This window comes from Enterococcus sp. DIV1368b (genome assembly GCF_050529595.1).
Lineage (GTDB): Bacteria > Bacillota > Bacilli > Lactobacillales > Enterococcaceae > Enterococcus_B > Enterococcus_B mundtii.
Window position 1 is genome coordinate 1,951,742 of record NZ_CP172883.1, and the last position, 21,705, is coordinate 1,973,446.

The following is a 21,705-nucleotide window of genomic DNA, read 5'->3' on the forward strand; positions in this document are numbered from 1 at the left end:
TTTTCTCCATATAGACGTCGCTTCATATAATAATTTGTTTTTACTATTTTTTATGATGGTTAAACCTAGTGGAAATTTTTATAGAATTTATTTGACAGCTTTATAGTATGACTAACTATAAATATCTATTATTAAGAAAAGTACAATTTGTCCTCAGAAAAAACTTTGAAAGAAAAATCCTTTTAAAAAAAAGATACTTATAATTATGGATAGAGTATGCAATGGAATATTTTGCTCATTTTTTTAATATGTTTTAATTATGTACACAAAATAATTCTAATATAGATTTGAATGTTACTGCTGAAGTCAGTTTAATCGAGAGTTTTAAAAAACATAGCATATTAGTAAGAAAGAACGGAAAAAATGTCCTGAAATACTCATACAAAAACTTTTAAAAATTAAATTATATCTCTTAATAGTTCTGAAAAATCGTAATCAAGCCTAACCTTACTAGTTACTCTCGTATATAGATTGGGATTAGCTAATTTAAAATTACAAAATAGCGCCTCAAGTTCTCTTATGAAGTTGTTCCTAATTGTATGTCTCTTTGATAACATAATGGTTATAGTAACGAATAAAGAAGAGATATCATTTTTTAATATCCCCTTTGTATATAAGCTTCTAATTTCTTTTCTTTCAAGTGCGTATAACTCTAAAAGATGGATTTTGATATTGTGTCTAGAGCGATGATTAATGATTCTATTACTGTGTGCAGCACGATTCCTATATTCTTTTATGATTGTAGTTAGATTTACAAAGAATTCCAGATTTTCTTCTATATCAGTTATGTGGTAAAACGGGTACTGGCTGAAATCATACATCCTAGTTTTAACAGTTTGCTCTTTTATTTGTCTATCAGATAGCTTATACCAATACATAAGAGTATCCATAGATAAACAACCCGCCAATACCCATGGTGGTACATAGCCATACATATTGGAATAATGCTTTATCTGTAAATCTCTTTCCCTATCAATAGTTCGATTTAATTTTTCTAATAAAATCTCAATTTCGTATTTTTGTTCTTTTTTTACAAAACTACCTTTTCTATATTTTTTTCGATCAAGATAATCATGGTTTTTATGTCCATAATGTTTGCCAATATGGTATGAAAATATAGCTTTAATAGAATCTTCAATTCTCAATAAGTATTTAAAAATCAATGCTGAAAGTTCTTTATCAAAATCATATGTATCTCTTAAATCTACAAATAGTACGTATTGATAATCATCTTCCCCATTTTTATCTATAATACTGAAAAAATCTTTATATCCGTTAACTAGTGAATAATATGAATTATTTTGCAATGTATATATTGCATCTTTTCTTTCTTCATCATTTCTAAACCTAAGTTTTCGAGACTCAAGTTTTTTTATTTGTTCTTCCAAAGACAAAAAAATTTTTTCTCCCATATTATTATCCCTTCAAAATGATAGAAAAATAGCCCCAATCCATAAAAAATATGGAATGGGACTATTTTCCTAGGCATCGCGCCCTTCGTTAAATATAATATATCATAGCAATTTGATCAAATCAATAGATAGATTTTTTCATACTAATTTTTTAGCACAAGAATTTTTTCTATTTAGTTGGAATAGTCAATACTTAATACTTAAAATAAAAATCCTGATGTTCTTCATTATCGAAACCAGCAAAACATATAAGAACGTCCAATCTCGCTTAGGTCATTGGGATATCCAAACGACTATGAATATCTATACTCATGTTTCTCCAGAAAAGCGTGATGAGACGGCAGTTAACTTTGCCAACTATCTAGCAATGAGCTGACCGGAGTCAAAACCGGAGTCAAAACAAAAAAATGTAGCAAGAACACTGTACAATCGCTGGTACAACAGTGTTTTTGCTACTTATATGATTTCTCCGAATGGAGACGGCGGGAGTCGAACCCGCGTCCAAACACATCGCCACTTAAAAATCTACGTTCATAGTCAACTCATTTAGAGGTTCGCTTTACAGCTTGCCGAGTGACAGGCATTCTGTATCGCTAGTCTGATGTTCTCTTTTTCAACTTACAGACGGAAAGTTGAAACGTATCCCACTAAAGTTAGGACCCTTACTCGAGCACATGGGCGATGCCGAGAGGATCTACGCTAACTGTTTTTAGGCAGCTAAAGCGTAAGAGTTGTTTTCGTTTTTAGCAGTTATATTTAACTGTAACGTTTTAGCGTAGACGTAACCTACGAAACGCAATTCAAGCTCGAACTGTGCCTGTCGAATCCGTAACGTCCCCTTAATAAAATGGGTTACGGTATTTTCAAGATACTTACATAATATACCACATATGTAGTTTTTTTTCAATATGGTTGATTGCTTTTCAAGTAGATGCTTCACTTCTTGAGGGAAGCAAGAAAGGTCTAAGGGATAAATAGACATTAGACTTTTCTTGCTCCCTCTTAAAGTGAACGTTCATTCTACTTTAGCTGCTTCGATCGCAAAAGAACGTTTCAGCGAATTGTTTTAAGCAAGTGTTTTCGCGACATTCAATTCTGTTTCTTTTTCTGCATATTCAGGCATGTTTTTGAACAATTGTTGCAACAATGGACTTTGGTTATGTCCTTCGATTGCTTGTTCATCCCGCCAATTTTCAACCATCACAAAGACATTTACTTGTTCCGTTGACTCATACAATTGATAACTCAAGCAGCCGTCTTCTTTTCTAGTCGCTTCGATCAATTGTGTCGCTTCTTCTAAAAATTCAGCGCGCTTTGCTTCTTTGATAGTGAATTTTGCATTGATGATGATCATTCGTCCGTCTCCTTTTTCTTTCTATTTGAAAGAAGTGATTTTTTCTGAAGCTAAACGAACAGATTCGTAGCCTTGATCGACTGCTTTACCAACTGACAAGATCATTACAGGGACATAGCGTTCTTTGTCCAAATCGAAAGCTTCTGCTAATTGGTCTGCTTCAAATCCGCCGATTGGATTTGTATCATACCCATGGCTACGTGCAGTTAACATAAATTGCATAGCTGCTAAGCTTGAATCGATTTTCACTACGTCATTCATTTGTTCACGTGTGAAATTTTTGTAATAAGGAATGATCGCTGCTAGTTGTTCGTCACGAACTTCTGCTGGCATTTTGCCTTCTTCCACAGCTTGATCATAGATTTCTTCTCCGTATTCATAGCAATTCATATCACCAAAAATCAAGACCATGGCAGATGACGTATCATTTTGTTTTGTGTTGAAACGGATCAATGGTTTCAATTTCGCTTTTGCTTCTTCGCTTTCAACTACTACAAAGCGCCAAGGTTGTAGATTCACAGAAGATGGTGCTGTTGTTGCTTCTTGGATCATTTCCAACATTTCTTCATGAGGGATTTTCACATTTTCGTCGTACACACGGATTGATTTTCTGCCAAAGACGATATCAGAAAAATCATTGTTTGCTAGAGTTTTATTCATTACTTAACCGCTTCTTTCTTCGTTTTGATTTTTAGTATAATTTATCTAGTAATTTAGTCAGTTGATCGATTTCTTCATCTGATAGCGAAACACACAGGGAGTCATCTGATTCTTGATGATTTTTTTCACACTCGGTCAATTCATTCACTGCTTTATCGGACAAAGAAACGAATACTTCACGATTATTGTTCTCATTTCTTTTTCTGATCACATATCCTTTTTGTTCTAATATCTTTAGATGACGTGAAATAGCTGCCAAATCGATTTTTAAATCGCTCTGTAACTTATTTTGCAAACATTCCCCGTTTTCTTGTAAGAACATCAAGATCTCGTACCTCGTTAAACTAAATCCAGTTTCTTTTTCAAATAAAGCTGTTCCTTCTTGACTGATGATTTTTATCTGATAAAGCAATTGACTTAACTTTCTCAGCTCCATAATGTTGCCTCCTACTATCATTGACTAATCAATTATTGACTTGTCAATAATATAAATCATTTACTTCCTTTTGTAAAGTAAAAAGAAAAAGAAGCAAGTTAAAAGTTATTTTCCCTTTTAACTTGCCTCTTCTTCAACTGTCTGTATTCAAGTATTCTATTTCTTAACGATTATGTATGAATGTTCAATTGCTTCTATTATGTATGCAAATTAAAGGAAGTCTGATAATTAACAATAGCTTATTCAAATCAGACTTCCTGCTAGGCGATAGGCGTATTCATCACTTTAAGATACCATTGCTTGTGTGTACAGCTTGGTTGGTGACTGAAAGACCTGTTCAACGGGACTCAACTCAAAGATATCTGTATATTTTGCGACAACTTTCCCACATTTCTCTAGAATATCTAAGTGATCTGTACGATCATATTCCTCTACACTCATAATCACACAGTTTTCTAATTTTCCGATTACTTCTCCAACTACTTTATTTTTGATGCCGATTGGATGACATACATATTTTTGTCCTAAAACGATTGTTTCGCTTGTCATAACTCATTCTCCTCTTGGTTCTTTAATATTTTATAAAATGATAATAACATTAAAATTAGATTATGAAAACAAAAATATTCAATAAACTAAAAAAAAGTTGAAAAAAAGTGATCAAACACCTTTTTTCAACTCTTTTTCACTTTATTTCATAACATTTACAGGAAAATCACCTAACAATAACTCAACATATTGTTCCAAAAATTCTTGATCTAAAGCATCGTAGCCCTCGGTCACACCACAATCGATATCAAGTACTCCGATCAATTGACCTTCTTTGATCATAGGTACTACGATTTCAGATTGTGCGGCTGAATCACATGAAATATAATTTTCATGGGTTTTCACGTTCGCAACGATCAATGTTTTTTGTTTTTCTGCTGCTTCGCCACAAACACCTTTTCCCATTTTGATACGGGTACATGACACTCTACCTTGGAAAGGGCCTAAAATCAATTCTTGTCCATCATATAAATAATAGCCGGCAAAGACTGTTTGAGGTAATGTTTCATTCAATAATGCAGAGGAATTAGCTAAATTAGCCAACCAGTTGTCTTCTGCTTCTAAAAGTCCTTTTTGTTGGAGTAGCAAAATTTCATAAGCATCTCTTTTTTCTTTTTCTGTCCATAACATCCAAACTCACTCCTTCTATGCCCAAAATTATAGCCTAATTCAAGGAGCAATGCCATGATTTGTTTTTCATTCTTAATGACTAGATCATTCTGCTTGCTCGATTTCAGCAGCTAGATCTGCATAGTCGATTTCATTTTGGATAAAAGTCGGATCATTTGTCGGAAAATGTTGCATCAAAGATTCCATTTGACTGATTTCTACTGTTCCTTGCGACACATCAAAATCAAGGATATGCCCTCCAAATGTTTTCTCATCGTCAATAAAATGCAAATGGAAGCCTGCAGCAGCCACCCCTTGAAATAATTCCGGTGTATAAAACCCAACAATGGTCCCTTGAATATCTGATTGATGGAACTCTGGCTGGGATTCTGAGATCTTCGCTAAGCGTCGGTATGGTTTCTCTTGTTTCGGCATGATCCGGATATGCATATCTTTAAATAAACCGCTGATCTTGACAGCTAAAAAGAGATTTTTCCCTGCTTCGTCCTTCAGGATTTGTTCTTTTATCGCTTCGCTAGATAGCTGTTTGACTGCAAATGAACGATCCGCTGAAAATGCAGTGATTGCCGCATAAGGAGTGGACTCTTCTCCGGACAAATGGATCAATGCGCCATCTGATCTACCTTGATAGGCTTCACCGTCTAAAAATATCACTTCGCCGTCTAACCCATGCAATGTTCCAAGGCCTAGTGTACCGTACTTTAAGACCTCCGCAATGGAAGTAGTACCGTCCATCAGTCCCGCCATTAGCGCACCTAATGTACCATGTTGATATAATACTTTCTCTGTCATCTGAACATCCCCTTAGTAAAATTGGTCTGGTAAGATCGTTTCACCTAATTTTTCATTATCTCGATAGTCAATCGGGATATCGATGATGACTGGCCCTTCTGTAGCAAATCCTTCTTCTAAGGCAGATGCTAATTCTTCTGCATTGCTTACTCGCAGACCTTTAGCTCCAAAAGCTTCGGCATATTGAACAAAATCAACTGGACCAAAATCAACCCCTGATGCTCGATCATATTTCATGATTTCTTGAAACTCGACCATATTATAACGACCATCATTCCAAATCAAATGAATGATCTTCAATTTTTTACGCACAGCTGTTTCTAAGTCTTGGGCAGAAAATAAGAAGCCACCGTCTCCTGACACAGAGATTACTTGCGTATTTGGACGAACCAGTGCAGCAGAGATTGCCCAAGGAAGTGCGACTCCTAATGTTTGCATGCCATTACTGAATAGCAAATGACGGGCTTCATAACTTCTAAAGTGGCGGGCCATCCAAATGTAATGACTACCTACATCAACCGTCACAGTCATATCGTCCGTTACTTTCGATTGCAGTGTATTGATTACTTCTAAAGGATGTAAGATCCCGTCTTCACTACTGGTTTCACAGATATCTCGTGCCTTCAATTTTTCTTGCAACGTATTTAAATATTCTTGCGCATCTGCCGATACTTGTGTTTCTTCTAATGACTCTGTCAGTAAATCTAATGTTGCAGAAATGTCCCCGATTAGTTCACGTTCTGGTTGCATGTAACTGTCGATTTCAGCTGGTGTTTCATCAATGACGATGATTCTAGCATCTTTTTCAGCATTCCAGTTTCTCGCTTCATATTCGATTGGATCATAACCAATCGCAATTACTAAATCACTCCGTTTTAACAGCATATCTCCAGGTTGATTGCGGAATAGACCTACTCGACCAAAAAAGTGGTCTTCTAATTGACGAGAAATCACACCGGCTGCTTGGAAAGTTTCTACCACAGGCAATCCTGTTTTTTCAACAAGTTGACGAATGGCTGCTGTTTCATCTTTACTTGATCCACGCATTCCAACTAACAATACGGGTAACTTCGCTTCACGAATCCGTTCAACCAAGTAGTCGATATCTCCTGAAGAAGCTGAGCCTAATTTAGGATCTTGTAATGGTTTGATAACATCACTTTTGACGGGTGCATCCACCACATCTTGAGGGATACTGATAAAACTAGCGCCTTTTTTCGAACTCTTTGCCATTCGGTAGGCATTAGCGATAATTTCTGAAATTGTTTCAGGATCTTGGATTTCTGCACTATATTTTGTGATTGGTTCAAACAACGCGGCATTGTTCATGCTTTGATGTGTTAATTTTAATAAATCACTTCGTTTTACTTGCCCTGCGATTGCCAACACAGGATCACCTTCTGCTGTCGCTGTGACTAGTCCGGTTGCTAGATTACTCGCACCTGGCCCACTTGTCGCAATCACCACACCTGGTTCTCCAGTAATACGACCAATTGCTTGCGCCATAAAGGCGGCATTTTGCTCATGACGCGTCACGATCAACTCTGGACCATGATCTTCTAATTCATTGAATACTCCATCGATTTTCGCTCCTGGAATACCGAATACGTAATCAACTTGATGATTGATTAAACTTTCTACTACAGTTGTTGAACCTTGTTTTTCTTTAATCACTTCTTCTGATACAGTTTCTAAACCTTGTTTTTCCTTAACCAACATGAGACATCTTCCTTTTCAACGCTATTTACATGGTCATTACATAATAAATAGAAATAATATTAATACAGATATTTACACCTGTTTCATTTATTAGTCTAGCACTTAATGAGTCATTTGTGTAGTAAGAAGCAAAAAAAAAGACATACATTTTTGTCACATGGACAAAATGTATGCTTTTTTATTGATTTTAATATTTTTTTCCTAGAATGATCAGGTCATTTTCTTGATCGCCCATGTTGGCAATTTTTGGCAAATGTCCCCAAATGGCATATCCATTTTTGAGAAATAACTTTTTACTCGCCTGATTTACATCAAAAACAAATGCCAGCACTGTCTGGATTTTTAAACGATGCAGTTGAGTTTCCACAAAGGCAAGTGCGGCCTTGCCTAAATGATGACCACGTGTCACCGGGTCTAGATAAATACTGATTTCAGCTGTTTGTTGATACGCAGGCCGACCATAAAAATCACTAAGACTGATCCAACCGACGATATGATCGTCGTGATACATCACCCAAAGCGGTCTGGTGTCAGGATGATGCGCTTCAAACCAAGGGATTCTCGAGTCAACCGTTATCGGTTCTAGGTCCGCCGTTGCTTGCTTCGATGCGATAGACTGATTATAAATGTCAACAATTCGCGGTAGATCCTTGATCGTTGCATAGGTATACTTGATATCGATTGGTTTCGCCCCCTTTATTTTTGAATAGTATAACACGTTTTTTATCATCGTTATACAGTAAAAAAAAGGAGTTGTATTGAAACCAATCATATTACTACTATTAGTATTTATTCTTCATTCTTTTTGATTGTTGGATGATTTTGAGCGCACGTTTTCGTGTTTTGATATTCGGGCTTTTCAATCTTCTGTATGCACTTGAAAGATCTTGCTTCTCCATTTTATCCCACCTTTTCTCGAATATTCATTCCATACTATTTCACTTCTGTAAAAAGCATTTTCTTTCTTAACTTAGGTGAATATTTTTTCAGCGCTAATCGTTCAGGGGTATTTCTTTTGTTTTTACTCGTCAAATAGATCCGTTCACCGGTTTCCTTGCATTCTAATGTAATGTTTTGTCGCATCTTTTTTTCCTTCTTTCACTTATTTTTATGATTCAATCGCGGACTTATTTCGGCTTTTACTCAAATTTTCTATCCATTGCAAACAGTAATGATTACGATTTACAAAAATAATATACGCTACTCATTTACTTGTGTCAATAAAAAAACGAATGAAAATCCGCTCAAATGAATGCGCACTCATTTCACTTCATAAAAAAATAACAAAAAAACTGCTGTTTAATGAGGCAACTGCTTACTCCATTGACCGACAGTTTTTTGTCTTTACTATTAATTAGTACTTGTTTCTAGCAATTCAAATAAATCTGTTAATACAAACTCTGCTTGTGGCTCATCTGCCCAAATACCGACCATACTCCCCTTCACCGGTAATTCAGTACCGCTAACTACAGTGGATGTTGAGATTGTCGCTTGTGCGGTTTTTGCTGTATCAAAGGAGTAATGTCCTTGTTCACTTGTTTTTCGACCGATGACCCAATACCAGTGATCGTTCGTATTCACTAGTTGATGCCCTTGATCAAGTAAAAATTCGGCAGAACTGACGTGATAGTTGTCCCATCCCGCTGTCCAATAGGCAATCATTAAGTCTTGATCGAATCGACCAAATTGTTCTTTTTCCTCATAGTAGATGCCGTCGTTAAATACGATCGGAATCATCCCATAGGTTTTAACCAGTTGAGCCAATTGATTGGTATAGGTGACAAAATCTCGATACTTGCCAGACTGCTGGAGTCCTCGCCACCCGCCATCAGTTAAATCATTGGCAAATTCATCGCAACCTATATTGAAGGAACTAGCTATCGTTGAGAAGTAGCTCACATATTTTTCAAGCAGTGCTTTCGTGAAAGCGACCGCTTCTTGATTGTCCAGATCAAGTGTGCGAATGGACGTTTGATAGCAGGGATGTTGAATACCTAATTGTTGCATTCCTGTTAAAATCGCATCCATATGTCCAGGCGTATTGATCAGCGGGATCACTTCCATGTTTTCTGCCTTAGCCACACTAGCTAACTCTGTCATTTCTGTTTCCGTCAAATAAGTACCATTAGGATCATCATAATACTGTTTTGTTCCTGCAATCAATGCTTCTTTGACTGATTGACTGGCATAAGTTATTCCTTTGACAATCAGCGTCATGTCATCCAGTAAAAAGCGTAAACCATTATTTCCCAATGCAAAAGAAATTGCCGTATATTGACATTGACTTGTTTTTTTTATGATCCGGATCAATTGTTCTTTCGAAAAATATTTACGTCCATTATCAATCAATAAAACCTTTTCCATCTTTACCTCCACAAAAGAAATCGTTTACATATTATACAATAAAGGAGGCCCAACGAAAATACTCTTTTTTATTTAAATAAAAAAATCCCCCTCCCAACCAGATTACTCGATTGTCAAGAAGGAGAGGGTTTGCTTAGTCAACTGGAGCTACACAGAATGCCTTTTCTTTGGCTAAAAAGAACGGACGGAGATAACCGACAGTGTTTGATAAAGGCAGCAATTCTTCACTTAAATGAATCTTCAAGACATCTGCTAAATATTGCTTACGTCCAACGATCCGCTCCCACATGTCTGGATATTGCTCCTTCAATTCATTTCTCAATCCTTCATCTGCAAGTGCCACACATTCTTCTGCACTTACTCCAGTATATCCTGATACAGAAGGAATAATATCTAATTGGAAGATCATACCACTCTTGATGATTTCTTGCGAACCAGAATAAATGGGTGAGGCTAACCATTCTTCATCCGCCGTCAAGTGTCCTAGATTCAAATGCCAGTGATAGGTCGCTTGTGGCAAGACTGTTTCAATCAACTGATACAGATCTGCCCCCTTCATTCCGATATGGATGGCTTCTAACCAACTAACGATAGCTGCATAATAAGGTTTTGCTACTCGATCAAGATAATCGGCTTGTTCTGCTGGCAGTTGAGCTTCTTCTTCGATCACAAATCCTGTACGACTGGATAAGCCACCTTTGAAGCCTGTCGTCAATGACAGCGGATCACCTAATTGGATCTTTTTGGCTGTCGGATAAAGATTCGCAAATTCAAAACGGCGTCCAGTTGCAGCAATCGTGATCACTGTATTCGCTTGTCCTTGTCCGTGCAATAACTCTCCGATCTCGGATTCTTTCACACCAGGTTCAATGGCATCTAATGAACGTAGCATGCAAGACGAAGCAAGATTTGCCCCATATTCGTAGTGTGCGATTTCATTTGCATTGTTCGTGACACGCGCCCCTTCCTCACCAATCAATAGATGAGTGCCATTGACGATAGCCGTTTCCGCAGTGGTTGCTTGTTTTAGCGCATCTACGATAAAAAATGGTACATCGAACAATTGGCTATTGTCTTGTGTCGTAGACGTAAACAACTTCCAACCGACTAAACCGATTTTCTTTCTATCTGCTACCTCTAATGATGCAAAAATAGTTGACAGATTTTGTTCATGGTCCATTGGTTGATTCGGTAAAGAAAATGCTGGATAATGGATCAAATCAGCAGTGATCCGCGCATGTGCATTCATTTTTAGATTCTCATTCCCAAGGATCATCGTGAATTTGCCTGTTTGATCTAACACCAATAATCCTTCTTCAAATCGCGGGATAAAGCCTGTAAAATATTCAAAATTACCACCATGCTCTTTATCTGCGTATATCACCAATAGTTCGATCGCTTCGGCTTTCATGCGTTCGATCGTTTTGTTGATTCGTTCGGTGATCGTGTCCTCTGTCAAAAAAACAGGGGGAACATCTGGAAAAATCGCTGGTTTTGGTATAGTTGTTAACTGGATGTTTTCTTTTTTCATTCATTCTTCCTCGCTTCTATGAGTTCTACGTGGTTCTCAGTCAGTGCTTTGGCTAATGCTTTAGGAGGCTTTTGATCCGTGATCAAATAGTCAATCGCTGATAAGTCGCAAACTTTATAAAAACCAGTTTTATCTAGTTTTGTATGATCCGCTAGCGCGATCACCCTGCGTCCTTGTTGGATCATCTGGCGTTTCACTAAGCCTTCTTCCTCCGTATGGATGAACAGACCTTCGTTTGACAATGCAAATACGCCAAGTAGCGTATAGTCTGCTTGATAATTTTTCAACTGCTCCACTGTTTCCGTTCCAAATAAAAACAACTGTTCTTTGTGTAATCTACCGGGCAATAATGAAATAGCTGTTTTCGGATAATTAGCTAATAATAAAGCGTGAGATAAAGAATTGGTGACCGCATGGATTTTTTTGTCCGGTAGTTCTCTGATCACTGCTTCCACCGTGGTCGAAGAATCAAAGATGATCGAGGAAGGATCTGCCATTATTTCAAGCGCCTGCTCAGCCATTTGTTTTTTCACATCATTTAGGATCGTTGACCGTTGTTCATAATCAAAGATCGTTGCTTCTTTTTGAATTGCTAAAGCACCGCCATGGGTCCGTTTGATTTGGCGCTGTTTTTCTAACTGGATCAAGTCGCGGCGAATCGTATCTTTCGACACATCTAAGCGATCTGCTAAATCTTCGATCGAAGCACTTTTTTCTTGATCAATCATTGTTTTGATACGCTGGATGCGTTCTTCCTTCAACATGATGCTCACTCCTTTTATCTAAGATACGCTATTTTGCATTTTTTTGCAACATTCTGCTGTTTTTTTCATAAAAAAGTGGGCCATTCACCCTCTCGCACCACTTAAAACTGAATGAACGGCAAAAACAGAAGGAACTTCTTCGAAAAAAAGGTGTCATCCACAAAAATTTGAAGAACAATTCTTGTGGATGACACCTTATTGCTCGAGGTTAAACACTTCTGTGCAGACCTCTTGATGGTGGGACGAATCAATTCATAACAGCTTGCTTCTCTTCAATCATTTCTATGAGTCTTGGCAAATCAGAAAACCGATCGATCACATGATCTGCACCAGCTTCTAAAAATTCTTGACGCACCCGTTCAAAAAGTTTTTCTTTTTCAGCAGCTGACAATTGCTGATACGAGTCAAAGGAATAACCAGCTTGTGAACTTCCTTCAATTACGCCCACAGAAAGGACTCCTGCATTCTTCCCTTCGAGTATATCAGAGATCGTATCTCCTAGTTTTAACACTTCTTGTCTATTTTCCTGTTTAAAATAGTTCAAGTTCGTTAATAACATCTCTGGGGAGGGACGCCCTTTGCCGTCTACTTCATCTGGCGTGACGATGTGATCTGGTTGATACCCTTGTTCTTTCGCCTTCGCAACAACGATTGCCATCATTTCACTCGTATAACCTGTCGTACTACCGATTTTGATTCCACGCTTACGTAAATTCGCGACTGTGTCAAGTACACCTGGTTTCACTTCTGCATGATTTGCCAATTGTTGGAATAATACTTCTTCAAATGTTTCATAGATTGCCTCGATATCAGTAGTTTCAGGCTGACGTCCGTGAGTTTCTAACCAACTTTCAGCAATACGAGGCATTTCTAGCATCATTTGGATATGCTCGATTTTTTTCATTCCCATCGGCTCTCTGATTTCTCGTTCAGTCACAGTGATCCCTTGATGTTCAAAGGCTTCGCGAAACGCCGCCACCGGTGCCATACAACCAAAATCGACTGCTGTTCCTGCCCAATCTAAGATGACAACATTAATCATACTTTTGTTCCTCCATATATTGCTGGATCAACCCAGCTACTTTTTCAATATCTTCCAGATAGATCTCACCAATATTCCCAATCCGGAAGCAATCAGTATCACTGATTTTTCCAGGATAGATTGCGTAGCCATGTGCTTTTAAATAGTCATAAAATGCTTGGAATTCGAATTGGATGCTCTCGGGATATTTGAATGACGTGATGAAAGGTCCTTGATTCTCACTAACATAGGCTTCAAACCCAATTTCCGCCATTCGTTCACGCAAACGCTCATTGTTCATCTGATACCTGTCATAGCGAGCATCGATACCACCTTCATCCGCCAACTCTTCTAGCGCTTGCCAAAACGCTAATACAGTATGTGTTGGCGAAGTGAAACGCCACTTCCCATCAATGTCCATCACACGAAATTGATCATAAAGATCCATACTCAACGTGCGTGCTTGTCCGGCACTTTTTTTTAGTAGCTCTTTTTGACAAATCACAAAGCCAAATCCAGGCACTCCTTGGATACATTTATTTGCACTCGAAACAAGAAAATCGATTCCTAACTCTCCAACAGGGATCGGAATGCCACCAAAGCTTGACATTGCATCAACGATAAAACACAATTTGTGTTTCTTTGTCACTGCTGAAATCTCTTCTAAAGGATTCAAAATACCAGAAGTCGTTTCACTGTGGATCATTGCAAGTGCAGTAATATCAGGATGTAACACTAATAGTTCCTCGATTTTTTCAGCTTGTGGTATTTCATTTTCAGCCACTTGATAAATCACATGATCAATGCCGTGGTATTCAGCCATTTGAACCATCCGTTGGCCATAAGCACCATTTGTACAGATCAGTAAGCGGTCTGCCGAGCCAACAACTGAACTTAACACAGATTCAACCGCAAAGCTGCCACTTCCTTGCATCAAAACAGCTGTATAAGCCTCATTGGAGACACCAGCAAGATCAAGCAATCGTTGACGAATCGCCTGGGTGATGACTTTAAAATCATCATCCCATGTACAATGATCGACAAGCATTGCTTCTTTCACTGTACGACTCGTGGTCAGAGGACCTGGTGTCAATAATTTATAATTGATTTTACTGTGATTGATTTCTTTTTCATACTGTTCAATCACCTTTGTTTTTCCACTCATTTTCTTTCTCCTATTCAACTAGACTGGCATGTTTTTTTAGTAGATCTGGGGTTAATGCTTCCGGAAAGACTTTTTGATTTTTTGCGGTTTCAACCCCCGATAGATCATCTGTTTCATAAAGTTTACTTGGGTAGAATTGTAATAAATCTGCCCGACCTTCTTTAAGGATCACATTCAGCATTTTTTCGGCTAAAGGATTCGTCGCTTCTCCTTTATCGATCACCGCGAGTGATTCTGTTAAAGCGTATGTTCCTTCACTTGGTTCTACAAAATCGATTGGCAATCCTTCATTTTTATCTTTGATTGCTTGATGACGTAACCCAAAACCCAACGCCACTTCACCGACGCGGACTTTTTTCAACGGACCCGAACCAGACGCTTCTATATGGTCGCCTGCATTGTCATAAATATCGGCTAAAATCGCTTGCGCTTTTGTCTCTCCATATTGATCAATCAATCCTTGGAACAATAACCAAGCTGTTGAGGAATGGTTGATATCAGAAATCGCTAGTTGCCCTTCGTAGATTGGATCAGCTAAATCAGCTAAACTCGTCGGTACAGGTAACTCCGCTTCTTTCAGTGCTTGAGTATTGTAGAAAATGACACCTTCTTGTGTCGTCATCGGTGCTTGGTAGTTTGGCAGATCATCCATCGGTTGGACTTCTAACGCCAATTCTTTGAATATCGGTTCATTTTCTTGGACACCATCCAAATAGAACGTACTCATTGTCACTAGATCCGCTTCAATATCTGTGCCTTCTGCCCAAAGTTTTCCGCTCAATTCCGAAGTGCCGAAGGATTGTAGCAAGTATTGGTTTTCAAATCCATTCGAATCAAGGACATCTTTGATGATTTGAACCGGCTCTTCATCTGCGTTGGTGTAGATGATGACTTTTTCATTGTTGTCATTGGCATTCTCACTTGCATTTGACGTACTACACGCCCCTAAAATTCCTAAAGCGCTGACGAATGACAGATAAATGAACCCTTTTTGAACTAATTTTTTCATTTGCTTCAAATCTCCTCATGATAGATTGTGCAAGTATTCTTGCAGTTAAATTGATCAACAATAATAGGATGGATAGGATAAAGATTTCTGTGAATCTGCCGAAATGCTGTAATTCTTTGATTTTGGTCGTGATCACCATCGTTCGGGCACTTGTCAGAAACACCACTGCACTGATCGTAACCATCGAATTTGTAAAATAGTAACAAGCCATCTCAACGATCGTCCGCTTTGAATTTGGAAGAATGATTCGAATCACTATATCAAGCCAACTATCCCCCATCATCTTCGCTGTATTTTCCCAGTTGGGATTCATTTTTAATAAGGCACTTTTCGCTAACTGATAAGGAGTTGCAAAATAATGCACCATGTTGGCAATCACCAAAATACTGATCGTACTTTGAAGAGTCGTTCCGCTAAACACCAGCAAATAGGCAATCCCTAAAACCATACCTGGAATCGAGTTCGTGACAGAAGCGAGACTATCGATCGTTTTTGTGATCACGCTTTGTTTTGTGGATCTAGCGGTGAAAATTGCTGCCAAATAAGCAATTACTGTTCCAAACAGCGCCGTCCATAGGGCAACGAAAATCCCTGTATTCAACGTTCTTCTTAAATCAGACGTTTGTAGGAACGCTTCGATATGGCGTGTGGTAAAAGTCATATCAAAGGGCCACCCTTCGACAAAAGGAAGAAGGAACATCACGAGGAAGACTCCGACAATAAACAGGCCACCAACTGTCAGTCCTACACCAAAGAAAAAATCTCTGACAGGGTTGCTTTTTACTGACGTATTTGTCCCGGGGGTTGCATGATCATTTTTTTGGATCTTACGCAAAAACAGAACACTAATGATCGAAGGAACTAACATGATCAGTGCAATGACGGCTCCGCGATTAAAGTCTGGAATCGACCCCATAAAATACTCATACAATAAAGTCGTGATAAAGGGTTCTCGACCACCTACCGCTACAGGTATACCAAAATCAGTAAACCCCATGAAAAAGGCTTGGACGAAAGCAACACCAAATGTTTTGCCCAACGGTTGCAGGATCGTGATTTTCAATCCTCTAAAAAATCCGTCTCCCATCAATCTGGATACCGTCAAATAGCGTTTATCCAAATAATTCATGGCGTCATTCATCAACAAGAAAGTCACTGGGATCGTATAGATCAGTAACCCTAAGATCACACCTGATTTTCCATAGATCGAAAACAACTCTTGACCGAACAAACGCGTCCATAATCCTTGACGACCAAAAGAATAGATCAACACAAAGCCGTATGTGATGGTCGGTAATAACATTGGCAATATAAAGCATTTCTCAATCATCCACTTGAATCCTTTAGGTAGATTCGTAAAGTGCATCCCGTAAGCAAACCAAAAGCCAAAGAAGGTCGCAAAAATCGCTGTGATCCCAGCAATGAGCAAACTATTACTTAACGCATTTAGCCAATCGAAGTCCCTTGCTAGTTCTCGGAACAGCTCAAAGGAAAAGCTGCCTTCAACAGTCAACGCTTCTTTCAAAACATTCGCTAATGGATAAAACAATACGAGGACAAAACCAAATAAGATAATCGTTGGTAATAGCGTTTCTATTTTCATCCTTCTCATGAGAAGCGAACCACTTTTTCATGAACTACGCCGGTTGCTTGAGTAAAGATCCGTTCAATATTGCGTCGTTTGATTTTTAGCTGATCGACAATAAATGCCTGTACAAAGGGTTCCATCGTATTTGTCACGATATCTTTCGGTGTACTGTATTGTGCGATCCGACCATCTTTCAAAACCATGATTTTATCAGAAAGGGTCAATGCCTCTTCTGGATCATGTGTGACGATGATCGTCGTTAAGTTCAGTTTTTTTGCAATCAATTGGATACGTTCTTTGATCGATTCTTTGATGACACCGTCCAATGCACTTAATGGCTCATCAAGTAACAATACTTGGGGTTTCATCACCAGAGTCCGACCTAATGCCACCCGTTGTTTTTGCCCGCCAGATAATTGGTGAATGCGTTTATCCAAATGATCATTCAAATCCAATAGATCGATCAACTCTTGTAATTCTTCTTTAGAAGTGATATTTTTTTGTTTTCGCAACCCGTAGACCAAATTTTCATAAGCACTTAGGTTAGGGAATAAAGCATAGTCTTGAAAGACAATATTAAATGGTCGTTTTTCCATGACCTGTTTTGTGATATCTTCGCCATCATAAAGTAGTTGACCGTTTGTTGGTTGCTCCAATCCAAGGATAATATTCAATAAAGTTGTTTTTCCTGAACCCGAAGCACCGAGTATTGAAACGATCTCACCTTTATCGATCGATACATTGATTTCTTTTAAAACTTTATGATGATTAAACGTCTTACTAATACCATCTAGCTTTAACATGCTTTCACTCCTTTGTTCTTTCTATACTGCTAATTGTAGAAAATCACTTTTTACTTCTGATTAACTTTAAGTAAATTCTTTGTAGGAATATATATTTTTTGTGTAAATTTTCTAATGATTTTCAGATAAATATTTCTATAAAAAAACAGTGGCTTGCCTCAATGCGATATCCTCAGCATTGAAAGCAACCCACTGTTTCAGTAATTACTTGTTCAATTATTTTATTTATAAACTTGATGTAAATTTGATTCAAGCGTAAGCTCGCCTAGTTCTAACTCTCTCTCCGAAAATCAGCACTTCTTCGACTTGACTAACGTTGATCGGCGAGCGTTTCTTCAATATTTTTCACGATATTCTCTACTGTCAAACCATTTTCCGCTAATAGTTCCGTTGTTTCATAGCGATCATGAAAGGCTTTATCTAAGCCGTAAGTTTGCACACGGATCGCTGCATCTCCTAAATAGCCAGCGACCATTTGACCGTAGCCGCCTTCCAAGATACCATCTTCAAGTGTGACAACTACATCGTGCGTTTCTTTAAGTTCATCCAGCAATTCAGTATCTAAACCAGAGATGAACGCTGGATTAATCACCGTAGCCGTTAGTTGGAGAGCTTTCTTCAATTCAACAGCCACTTCTTCTGCCAAACCATAAAAATTACCTACACCCATGATTGCTACTTTTTCGCCTTTTTGGATGACTTTGTTCTTATATAATTGACTGTAATCTGTTCGATCTACTTCACCAGAAGAAGTGATTGGGCCGACTGGTACGCGGATTGCCACTAATCGATCCGTTTGATCAATCGACCATTCAAGCATCGCTAAGTATTCTTCTTTAGTTGTCGGTGCTAAGTATACTAGATTTGGGATATGACTCAAAAATGGAATATCAAAGATCCCTAAATGACTTTCATCATTCATTCCATTTACAGAAGCAAGTGTCACGAGGATCGTACCCGATAAGCGATTCAATGCTAAGTCATGAGAGATTTGATCGTAACTTCTTTGTAAAAACGGTGAATGGACTGCCCATATAGGTTTTACCCCGCCTTTGGCTAATCCAGCAGTCATCGTCGCCGCATGTTCTTCGGCAATCCCTACGTCAACAAATTGTGCGCCGACTTGTTGACGCTGTTCCGGTGAAAATAAAATCATCGGTGTGCCTGCGTTTACTGCCACAACTGTCGGATCTTCCTCCATTTTGTGCAATAAGAAGTCTGTTGTTAGGCTGCTGTAGGTTTCTGCCCCTTTCGATCGCAGATACTCGCCTGTTTCGAGACTAAACGGCCCTCCCGCATGGAACTTTTCGCGATTTTCTTCTGCAAAGGAGAACCCTTTTCCTTTAACGGTATGGATATGCAACACAACCGGCTCTTTTTGATCTTTTACTTCTTCGAATAACTCGATCAAAGCAGCTAAATCATTGCCTGCATCAAGATAACGATAATCAAGTCCTAAGGCTTTAAAGAAATTGTTCGTGGCCTGACCATTCGTTTCCCTTAGCTCTTTGAGATTTTTGTAAAGTCCCCCATGATTTTCTGCGATCGACTGGTCATTATCATTGACGATAATGATCGTATTCGTACCTAGTTCAGAAATATTGTTCAAACCTTCATAGGCTAAACCACCTGATAAAGACCCATCGCCAATCACTGCAATGACATTATTTGTTTCGTTTTTCAAATCTCTCGCCTTAGCTAGACCATTTGCTAAAGACAATGAAGTCGATGTATGCCCGATCGTGAAGAGATCATGTTCGCTTTCTAATGGGTTCGTGTAACCCGAGACTTCCTGATAATGCGCTTGGTCTAAAAACGCTTGTGCTCTTCCTGTCAACATTTTATGCACATAGGTTTGGTGTGAGACATCAAAAACAAATTGATCCTTTGGTGAATCGAACACATAATGTAGCGCCACCGTCATTTCAACAACACCTAGGTTGGGGCCATTATGCCCACCGTATTGGCTGATTTTTTCTAATAACGCGGCACGTGCTTCCTCTACCACTTGTTGAAGCTTTTCTTGCGTCATTTGTTTCAGATCTTGAGGACCTTTTATTTGTTTTAATAACATAGATTTCCCTCCTTTATTTCTGCTTAATCATACACCTTGAACCGAACTCTAAGTCAAGTGATTTTTTTAACAAATAATTCTAATTAGCGAAAATGTTGATCATACTGTTTTAAAGCTATTTTTTTATAAAAAAAACCGTAGATCCTTCAATCTACGGTTTTTATTTATTCCTTCGATGAATAGTTCACAATGATTTCACTCATTTTTTTTGGATTTCGTCGCTTGTCACGAATAATTTGATAACTAACAAGAACGATCAAAATCAAAATCACGCCTGTCAAAACGTACAATACTTGTATTTGTTCTCCCAATGGTGGTAAAACGTTTTTTTTAGGCGGTGCGCTTGGAGTCACTGATTCTTTCGGATCACCGGTATCCGGCTTCGTAGGGCTTGTTTCTTGTGTCCCATTTGAGTCAAACTTTAGTTCTCCAGTGACTTCAATGTTATTAGAACTAGCTTCTATGTGCGTTTGTGGCAATCCAATGATCAATAGACCTAAAACCATGAACAAACAAAGAATTGTTTGTTTTTTTTGTTTCATCCAATCACCTCACGATTTGAACTATGGATACGGATCTCCAGCTTCATCTAGCGCTTCAATATTCAGTGTCAACGTACTTGCAATTGAGATTGATCCTTTATCCGTTGGAAAATCAAGAACATCAGTATCAACATCTCCTTCAAAAGTAAACGTCGCTGTACTAGCTCCTGTTAAATCACCAGGACGTGCATTCGGTGAAGCTAAAGTCATAAAGTCTTCTGATATGGTTGTATTTACCGAACCATTTTCAATCAAAAGATTGCTGGCTCCTAAACTACCAACCAATGTTAACCGATCGATTGCTGAGATATCTCCAGAAGAAACTGTGTAATTTCCTAGACTGATTTTTACTGGACGACCGGAATGATTGGTGATCTTATGCTCTCCACCTAGAATTGTCTTATAGTCTTCTGGCTCAGTGAAGAAGACCGCTTTTAAAGGTAACGTCACATTCAACCATTTATCTGGATTGCCTGGTTCCGGTGCCTCCGGATCTGTGTTGTCAAATCCTAAAGTTCCATCGATTGCCACATCTGCCGTCTTATCGATCGATCCACCTAATGAATTATCAATCGTCTGGTCATCCCCATTGATGATCACATCAGCTTGAACACTGGCCCCTGCTGCTAAAATCGTGCCGAACATCAAACCTGTTGCTAGAATATTTTTTACTTTCATTTTGTTTTCTCCTTTATTTATGTCTTTATATCCTAAAGCATGATTGCTTTATTCCGTTTTTATTGATTGACATTGATGGTCACGTCAACCGTCGTTTTACCCATAAGCTTTTTATTTTCTAAATCATAAAACTCTAATTCTACTACTCCTGGATGCGTGCCTGTCGTTAACTCTTTTGCCAATGTCAATTCAGTTACTTCATATCCAGGCTCCAATAAGCCTGTTTCATATAATGTTTCTTTAGAATCCTTCATGGACAATATTGCTTGTTGCCCATAACGATTGGTCGGCAAGTTTTGGATCCAGATATTGCCCGTTTTTCCATCCGCATTGACACTGACTTCTGGATACACATTGATAGTTACATTACTATCATCTACCGCTTGATTGGCATATTTTTTCAATTGGTCGCCTGTCATTTTTTCCGCATGTTTGATCTCCGGAAAATCGTCCGACAAAATCTGCGTTGGTTGGTTATTGACATACCAATACCAACCAATCGCAACGATCGTAAGCAATAATAAAAGAAGCGCCAGTAATCTTTTTTTCTTTTGTTGTTCATTTTTTTCAGTTATTTTCTGTGTTTCCTGTGTGATCATGTTCACCTTCTTGTG

At 38.3% G+C, this 21,705-nt stretch carries 23 protein-coding genes and 1 other RNA gene; all 24 read right to left on the reverse strand.

What is annotated here, in order from left to right:
* Positions 1–398 precede the first annotated feature (398 nt).
* The 24 genes from IGJ19_RS08980 to IGJ19_RS09095 all read right to left on the reverse strand — a co-directional run bounded on the left by IGJ19_RS08980 (position 399) and on the right by IGJ19_RS09095 (position 21,690).
* Positions 399–1,412 carry an Abi family protein gene (locus tag IGJ19_RS08980; protein ID WP_430603740.1) on the reverse strand — a complete coding sequence of 338 codons (1,014 nt, stop codon included), beginning with the start codon at positions 1,410–1,412 and terminating at the stop codon, positions 399–401.
* A gap of 471 nt (positions 1,413–1,883) precedes the next feature.
* Positions 1,884–2,251, reverse strand: a transfer-messenger RNA (tmRNA) gene (gene ssrA / locus IGJ19_RS08985).
* A 227-nt stretch (positions 2,252–2,478) separates the two neighbouring features.
* The gene (locus IGJ19_RS08990; RefSeq protein WP_023519920.1) at positions 2,479–2,766 is read right to left on the reverse strand and encodes a putative quinol monooxygenase; all 288 of its coding nucleotides are present in this window, start codon (positions 2,764–2,766) and stop codon (positions 2,479–2,481) included.
* Between the two features lie 21 nt (positions 2,767–2,787).
* Positions 2,788–3,426, reverse strand: coding sequence for a nitroreductase family protein (locus IGJ19_RS08995; RefSeq protein WP_010735080.1), 639 nt, complete (start codon positions 3,424–3,426; stop codon positions 2,788–2,790).
* A gap of 31 nt (positions 3,427–3,457) precedes the next feature.
* Positions 3,458–3,862, reverse strand: a complete 405-nt coding sequence (locus tag IGJ19_RS09000; protein WP_019724433.1) for a MarR family winged helix-turn-helix transcriptional regulator — start codon at positions 3,860–3,862, stop codon at positions 3,458–3,460.
* A 285-nt stretch (positions 3,863–4,147) separates the two neighbouring features.
* Positions 4,148–4,411: a hypothetical protein gene (locus IGJ19_RS09005; protein ID WP_066025247.1), complete on the reverse strand. Its 264-nt coding sequence runs from the start codon at positions 4,409–4,411 to the stop codon at positions 4,148–4,150.
* Positions 4,412–4,552: 141 nt separating this feature from the next.
* Positions 4,553–5,041 (reverse strand): GAF domain-containing protein, encoded by a 489-nt coding sequence (locus tag IGJ19_RS09010; protein ID WP_065095991.1) that lies wholly within the window; start codon positions 5,039–5,041, stop codon positions 4,553–4,555.
* Between the two features lie 84 nt (positions 5,042–5,125).
* Positions 5,126–5,833, reverse strand: a complete 708-nt coding sequence (gene budA, locus IGJ19_RS09015) for an acetolactate decarboxylase (RefSeq protein ID WP_430603745.1) — start codon at positions 5,831–5,833, stop codon at positions 5,126–5,128.
* 12 nt (positions 5,834–5,845) lie between these two features.
* Complete coding sequence (alsS, locus tag IGJ19_RS09020; protein ID WP_074800874.1) at positions 5,846–7,552, reverse strand: acetolactate synthase AlsS; 1,707 nt, start codon at positions 7,550–7,552, stop codon at positions 5,846–5,848.
* A gap of 187 nt (positions 7,553–7,739) precedes the next feature.
* Positions 7,740–8,282 (reverse strand): GNAT family N-acetyltransferase, encoded by a 543-nt coding sequence (locus tag IGJ19_RS09025; RefSeq protein ID WP_071866873.1) that lies wholly within the window; start codon positions 8,280–8,282, stop codon positions 7,740–7,742.
* 52 nt (positions 8,283–8,334) lie between these two features.
* Positions 8,335–8,451: a putative metal homeostasis protein gene (locus IGJ19_RS09030; RefSeq protein ID WP_086334907.1), complete on the reverse strand. Its 117-nt coding sequence runs from the start codon at positions 8,449–8,451 to the stop codon at positions 8,335–8,337.
* Positions 8,452–8,485: 34 nt separating this feature from the next.
* Complete coding sequence (gene rpmG / locus IGJ19_RS09035; RefSeq protein ID WP_071866836.1) at positions 8,486–8,635, reverse strand: 50S ribosomal protein L33; 150 nt, start codon at positions 8,633–8,635, stop codon at positions 8,486–8,488.
* 267 nt (positions 8,636–8,902) lie between these two features.
* A complete protein-coding gene (locus IGJ19_RS09040; protein WP_430603748.1) occupies positions 8,903–9,916 on the reverse strand; it encodes a family 20 glycosylhydrolase in 1,014 nt (337 codons plus the stop codon).
* 133 nt (positions 9,917–10,049) lie between these two features.
* A complete protein-coding gene (locus tag IGJ19_RS09045; RefSeq protein WP_430603750.1) occupies positions 10,050–11,447 on the reverse strand; it encodes a M24 family metallopeptidase in 1,398 nt (465 codons plus the stop codon).
* Complete coding sequence (locus tag IGJ19_RS09050; RefSeq protein WP_065095996.1) at positions 11,444–12,211, reverse strand: DeoR/GlpR family DNA-binding transcription regulator; 768 nt, start codon at positions 12,209–12,211, stop codon at positions 11,444–11,446. Before IGJ19_RS09050 ends, IGJ19_RS09045 begins: the two co-directional genes overlap by 4 nt.
* A gap of 247 nt (positions 12,212–12,458) precedes the next feature.
* A complete protein-coding gene (phnX, locus tag IGJ19_RS09055) occupies positions 12,459–13,253 on the reverse strand; it encodes a phosphonoacetaldehyde hydrolase (protein WP_430603752.1) in 795 nt (264 codons plus the stop codon).
* On the reverse strand, positions 13,246–14,397 hold the full coding sequence (phnW, locus tag IGJ19_RS09060; RefSeq protein WP_430603754.1) for a 2-aminoethylphosphonate--pyruvate transaminase: 1,152 nt from the start codon (positions 14,395–14,397) through the stop codon (positions 13,246–13,248). The genes phnX and phnW overlap by 8 nt, the downstream gene beginning before the upstream one ends.
* Before the next feature lie 10 nt (positions 14,398–14,407).
* Positions 14,408–15,406, reverse strand: a complete 999-nt coding sequence (locus IGJ19_RS09065; RefSeq protein WP_071866840.1) for an extracellular solute-binding protein — start codon at positions 15,404–15,406, stop codon at positions 14,408–14,410.
* Entirely contained in the window at positions 15,333–17,018 is a 1,686-nt protein-coding gene (locus tag IGJ19_RS09070) for an ABC transporter permease (RefSeq protein WP_430603756.1), read from the reverse strand. The genes IGJ19_RS09065 and IGJ19_RS09070 overlap by 74 nt, the downstream gene beginning before the upstream one ends.
* Positions 17,015–17,797 carry an ABC transporter ATP-binding protein gene (locus tag IGJ19_RS09075; protein ID WP_430603758.1) on the reverse strand — a complete coding sequence of 261 codons (783 nt, stop codon included), beginning with the start codon at positions 17,795–17,797 and terminating at the stop codon, positions 17,015–17,017. Before IGJ19_RS09075 ends, IGJ19_RS09070 begins: the two co-directional genes overlap by 4 nt.
* 310 nt (positions 17,798–18,107) lie before the next feature.
* Positions 18,108–19,871 (reverse strand): 1-deoxy-D-xylulose-5-phosphate synthase, encoded by a 1,764-nt coding sequence (locus IGJ19_RS09080; RefSeq protein ID WP_142433407.1) that lies wholly within the window; start codon positions 19,869–19,871, stop codon positions 18,108–18,110.
* Positions 19,872–20,035: 164 nt separating this feature from the next.
* Positions 20,036–20,413 (reverse strand): hypothetical protein, encoded by a 378-nt coding sequence (locus tag IGJ19_RS09085; protein ID WP_115357917.1) that lies wholly within the window; start codon positions 20,411–20,413, stop codon positions 20,036–20,038.
* A 21-nt stretch (positions 20,414–20,434) separates the two neighbouring features.
* A complete protein-coding gene (locus tag IGJ19_RS09090) occupies positions 20,435–21,091 on the reverse strand; it encodes a hypothetical protein (protein ID WP_071866845.1) in 657 nt (218 codons plus the stop codon).
* A gap of 59 nt (positions 21,092–21,150) precedes the next feature.
* A complete protein-coding gene (locus IGJ19_RS09095; RefSeq protein WP_071866846.1) occupies positions 21,151–21,690 on the reverse strand; it encodes a hypothetical protein in 540 nt (179 codons plus the stop codon).
* Positions 21,691–21,705 lie beyond the last annotated feature (15 nt).

Bases quoted from the DNA above. Each gene is read 5' to 3' on its own strand.
- IGJ19_RS08980 (WP_430603740.1), bottom strand. From the start codon at position 1,412: ATGGGAGAAAAAATTTTTTTGTCTTTGGAAGAACAAATAAAAAAACTT.
- IGJ19_RS08990 (WP_023519920.1), bottom strand. From the start codon at position 2,766: ATGATCATCATCAATGCAAAATTCACTATCAAAGAAGCAAAGCGCGCT.
- IGJ19_RS08995 (WP_010735080.1), bottom strand. From the start codon at position 3,426: ATGAATAAAACTCTAGCAAACAATGATTTTTCTGATATCGTCTTTGGC.
- IGJ19_RS09000 (WP_019724433.1), bottom strand. From the start codon at position 3,862: ATGGAGCTGAGAAAGTTAAGTCAATTGCTTTATCAGATAAAAATCATC.
- IGJ19_RS09005 (WP_066025247.1), bottom strand. From the start codon at position 4,411: ATGACAAGCGAAACAATCGTTTTAGGACAAAAATATGTATGTCATCCA.
- IGJ19_RS09010 (WP_065095991.1), bottom strand. From the start codon at position 5,041: ATGTTATGGACAGAAAAAGAAAAAAGAGATGCTTATGAAATTTTGCTA.
- budA (WP_430603745.1), bottom strand. From the start codon at position 5,833: ATGACAGAGAAAGTATTATATCAACATGGTACATTAGGTGCGCTAATG.
- alsS (WP_074800874.1), bottom strand. From the start codon at position 7,552: ATGTTGGTTAAGGAAAAACAAGGTTTAGAAACTGTATCAGAAGAAGTG.
- IGJ19_RS09025 (WP_071866873.1), bottom strand. From the start codon at position 8,282: ATGATAAAAAACGTGTTATACTATTCAAAAATAAAGGGGGCGAAACCA.
- IGJ19_RS09030 (WP_086334907.1), bottom strand. From the start codon at position 8,451: ATGGAGAAGCAAGATCTTTCAAGTGCATACAGAAGATTGAAAAGCCCG.
- rpmG (WP_071866836.1), bottom strand. From the start codon at position 8,635: ATGCGACAAAACATTACATTAGAATGCAAGGAAACCGGTGAACGGATC.
- IGJ19_RS09040 (WP_430603748.1), bottom strand. From the start codon at position 9,916: ATGGAAAAGGTTTTATTGATTGATAATGGACGTAAATATTTTTCGAAA.
- IGJ19_RS09045 (WP_430603750.1), bottom strand. From the start codon at position 11,447: ATGAAAAAAGAAAACATCCAGTTAACAACTATACCAAAACCAGCGATT.
- IGJ19_RS09050 (WP_065095996.1), bottom strand. From the start codon at position 12,211: ATGTTGAAGGAAGAACGCATCCAGCGTATCAAAACAATGATTGATCAA.
- phnX (WP_430603752.1), bottom strand. From the start codon at position 13,253: ATGATTAATGTTGTCATCTTAGATTGGGCAGGAACAGCAGTCGATTTT.
- phnW (WP_430603754.1), bottom strand. From the start codon at position 14,397: ATGAGTGGAAAAACAAAGGTGATTGAACAGTATGAAAAAGAAATCAAT.
- IGJ19_RS09065 (WP_071866840.1), bottom strand. From the start codon at position 15,406: ATGAAAAAATTAGTTCAAAAAGGGTTCATTTATCTGTCATTCGTCAGC.
- IGJ19_RS09070 (WP_430603756.1), bottom strand. From the start codon at position 17,018: ATGAGAAGGATGAAAATAGAAACGCTATTACCAACGATTATCTTATTT.
- IGJ19_RS09075 (WP_430603758.1), bottom strand. From the start codon at position 17,797: ATGTTAAAGCTAGATGGTATTAGTAAGACGTTTAATCATCATAAAGTT.
- IGJ19_RS09080 (WP_142433407.1), bottom strand. From the start codon at position 19,871: ATGTTATTAAAACAAATAAAAGGTCCTCAAGATCTGAAACAAATGACG.
- IGJ19_RS09085 (WP_115357917.1), bottom strand. From the start codon at position 20,413: ATGAAACAAAAAAAACAAACAATTCTTTGTTTGTTCATGGTTTTAGGT.
- IGJ19_RS09090 (WP_071866845.1), bottom strand. From the start codon at position 21,091: ATGAAAGTAAAAAATATTCTAGCAACAGGTTTGATGTTCGGCACGATT.
- IGJ19_RS09095 (WP_071866846.1), bottom strand. From the start codon at position 21,690: ATGATCACACAGGAAACACAGAAAATAACTGAAAAAAATGAACAACAA.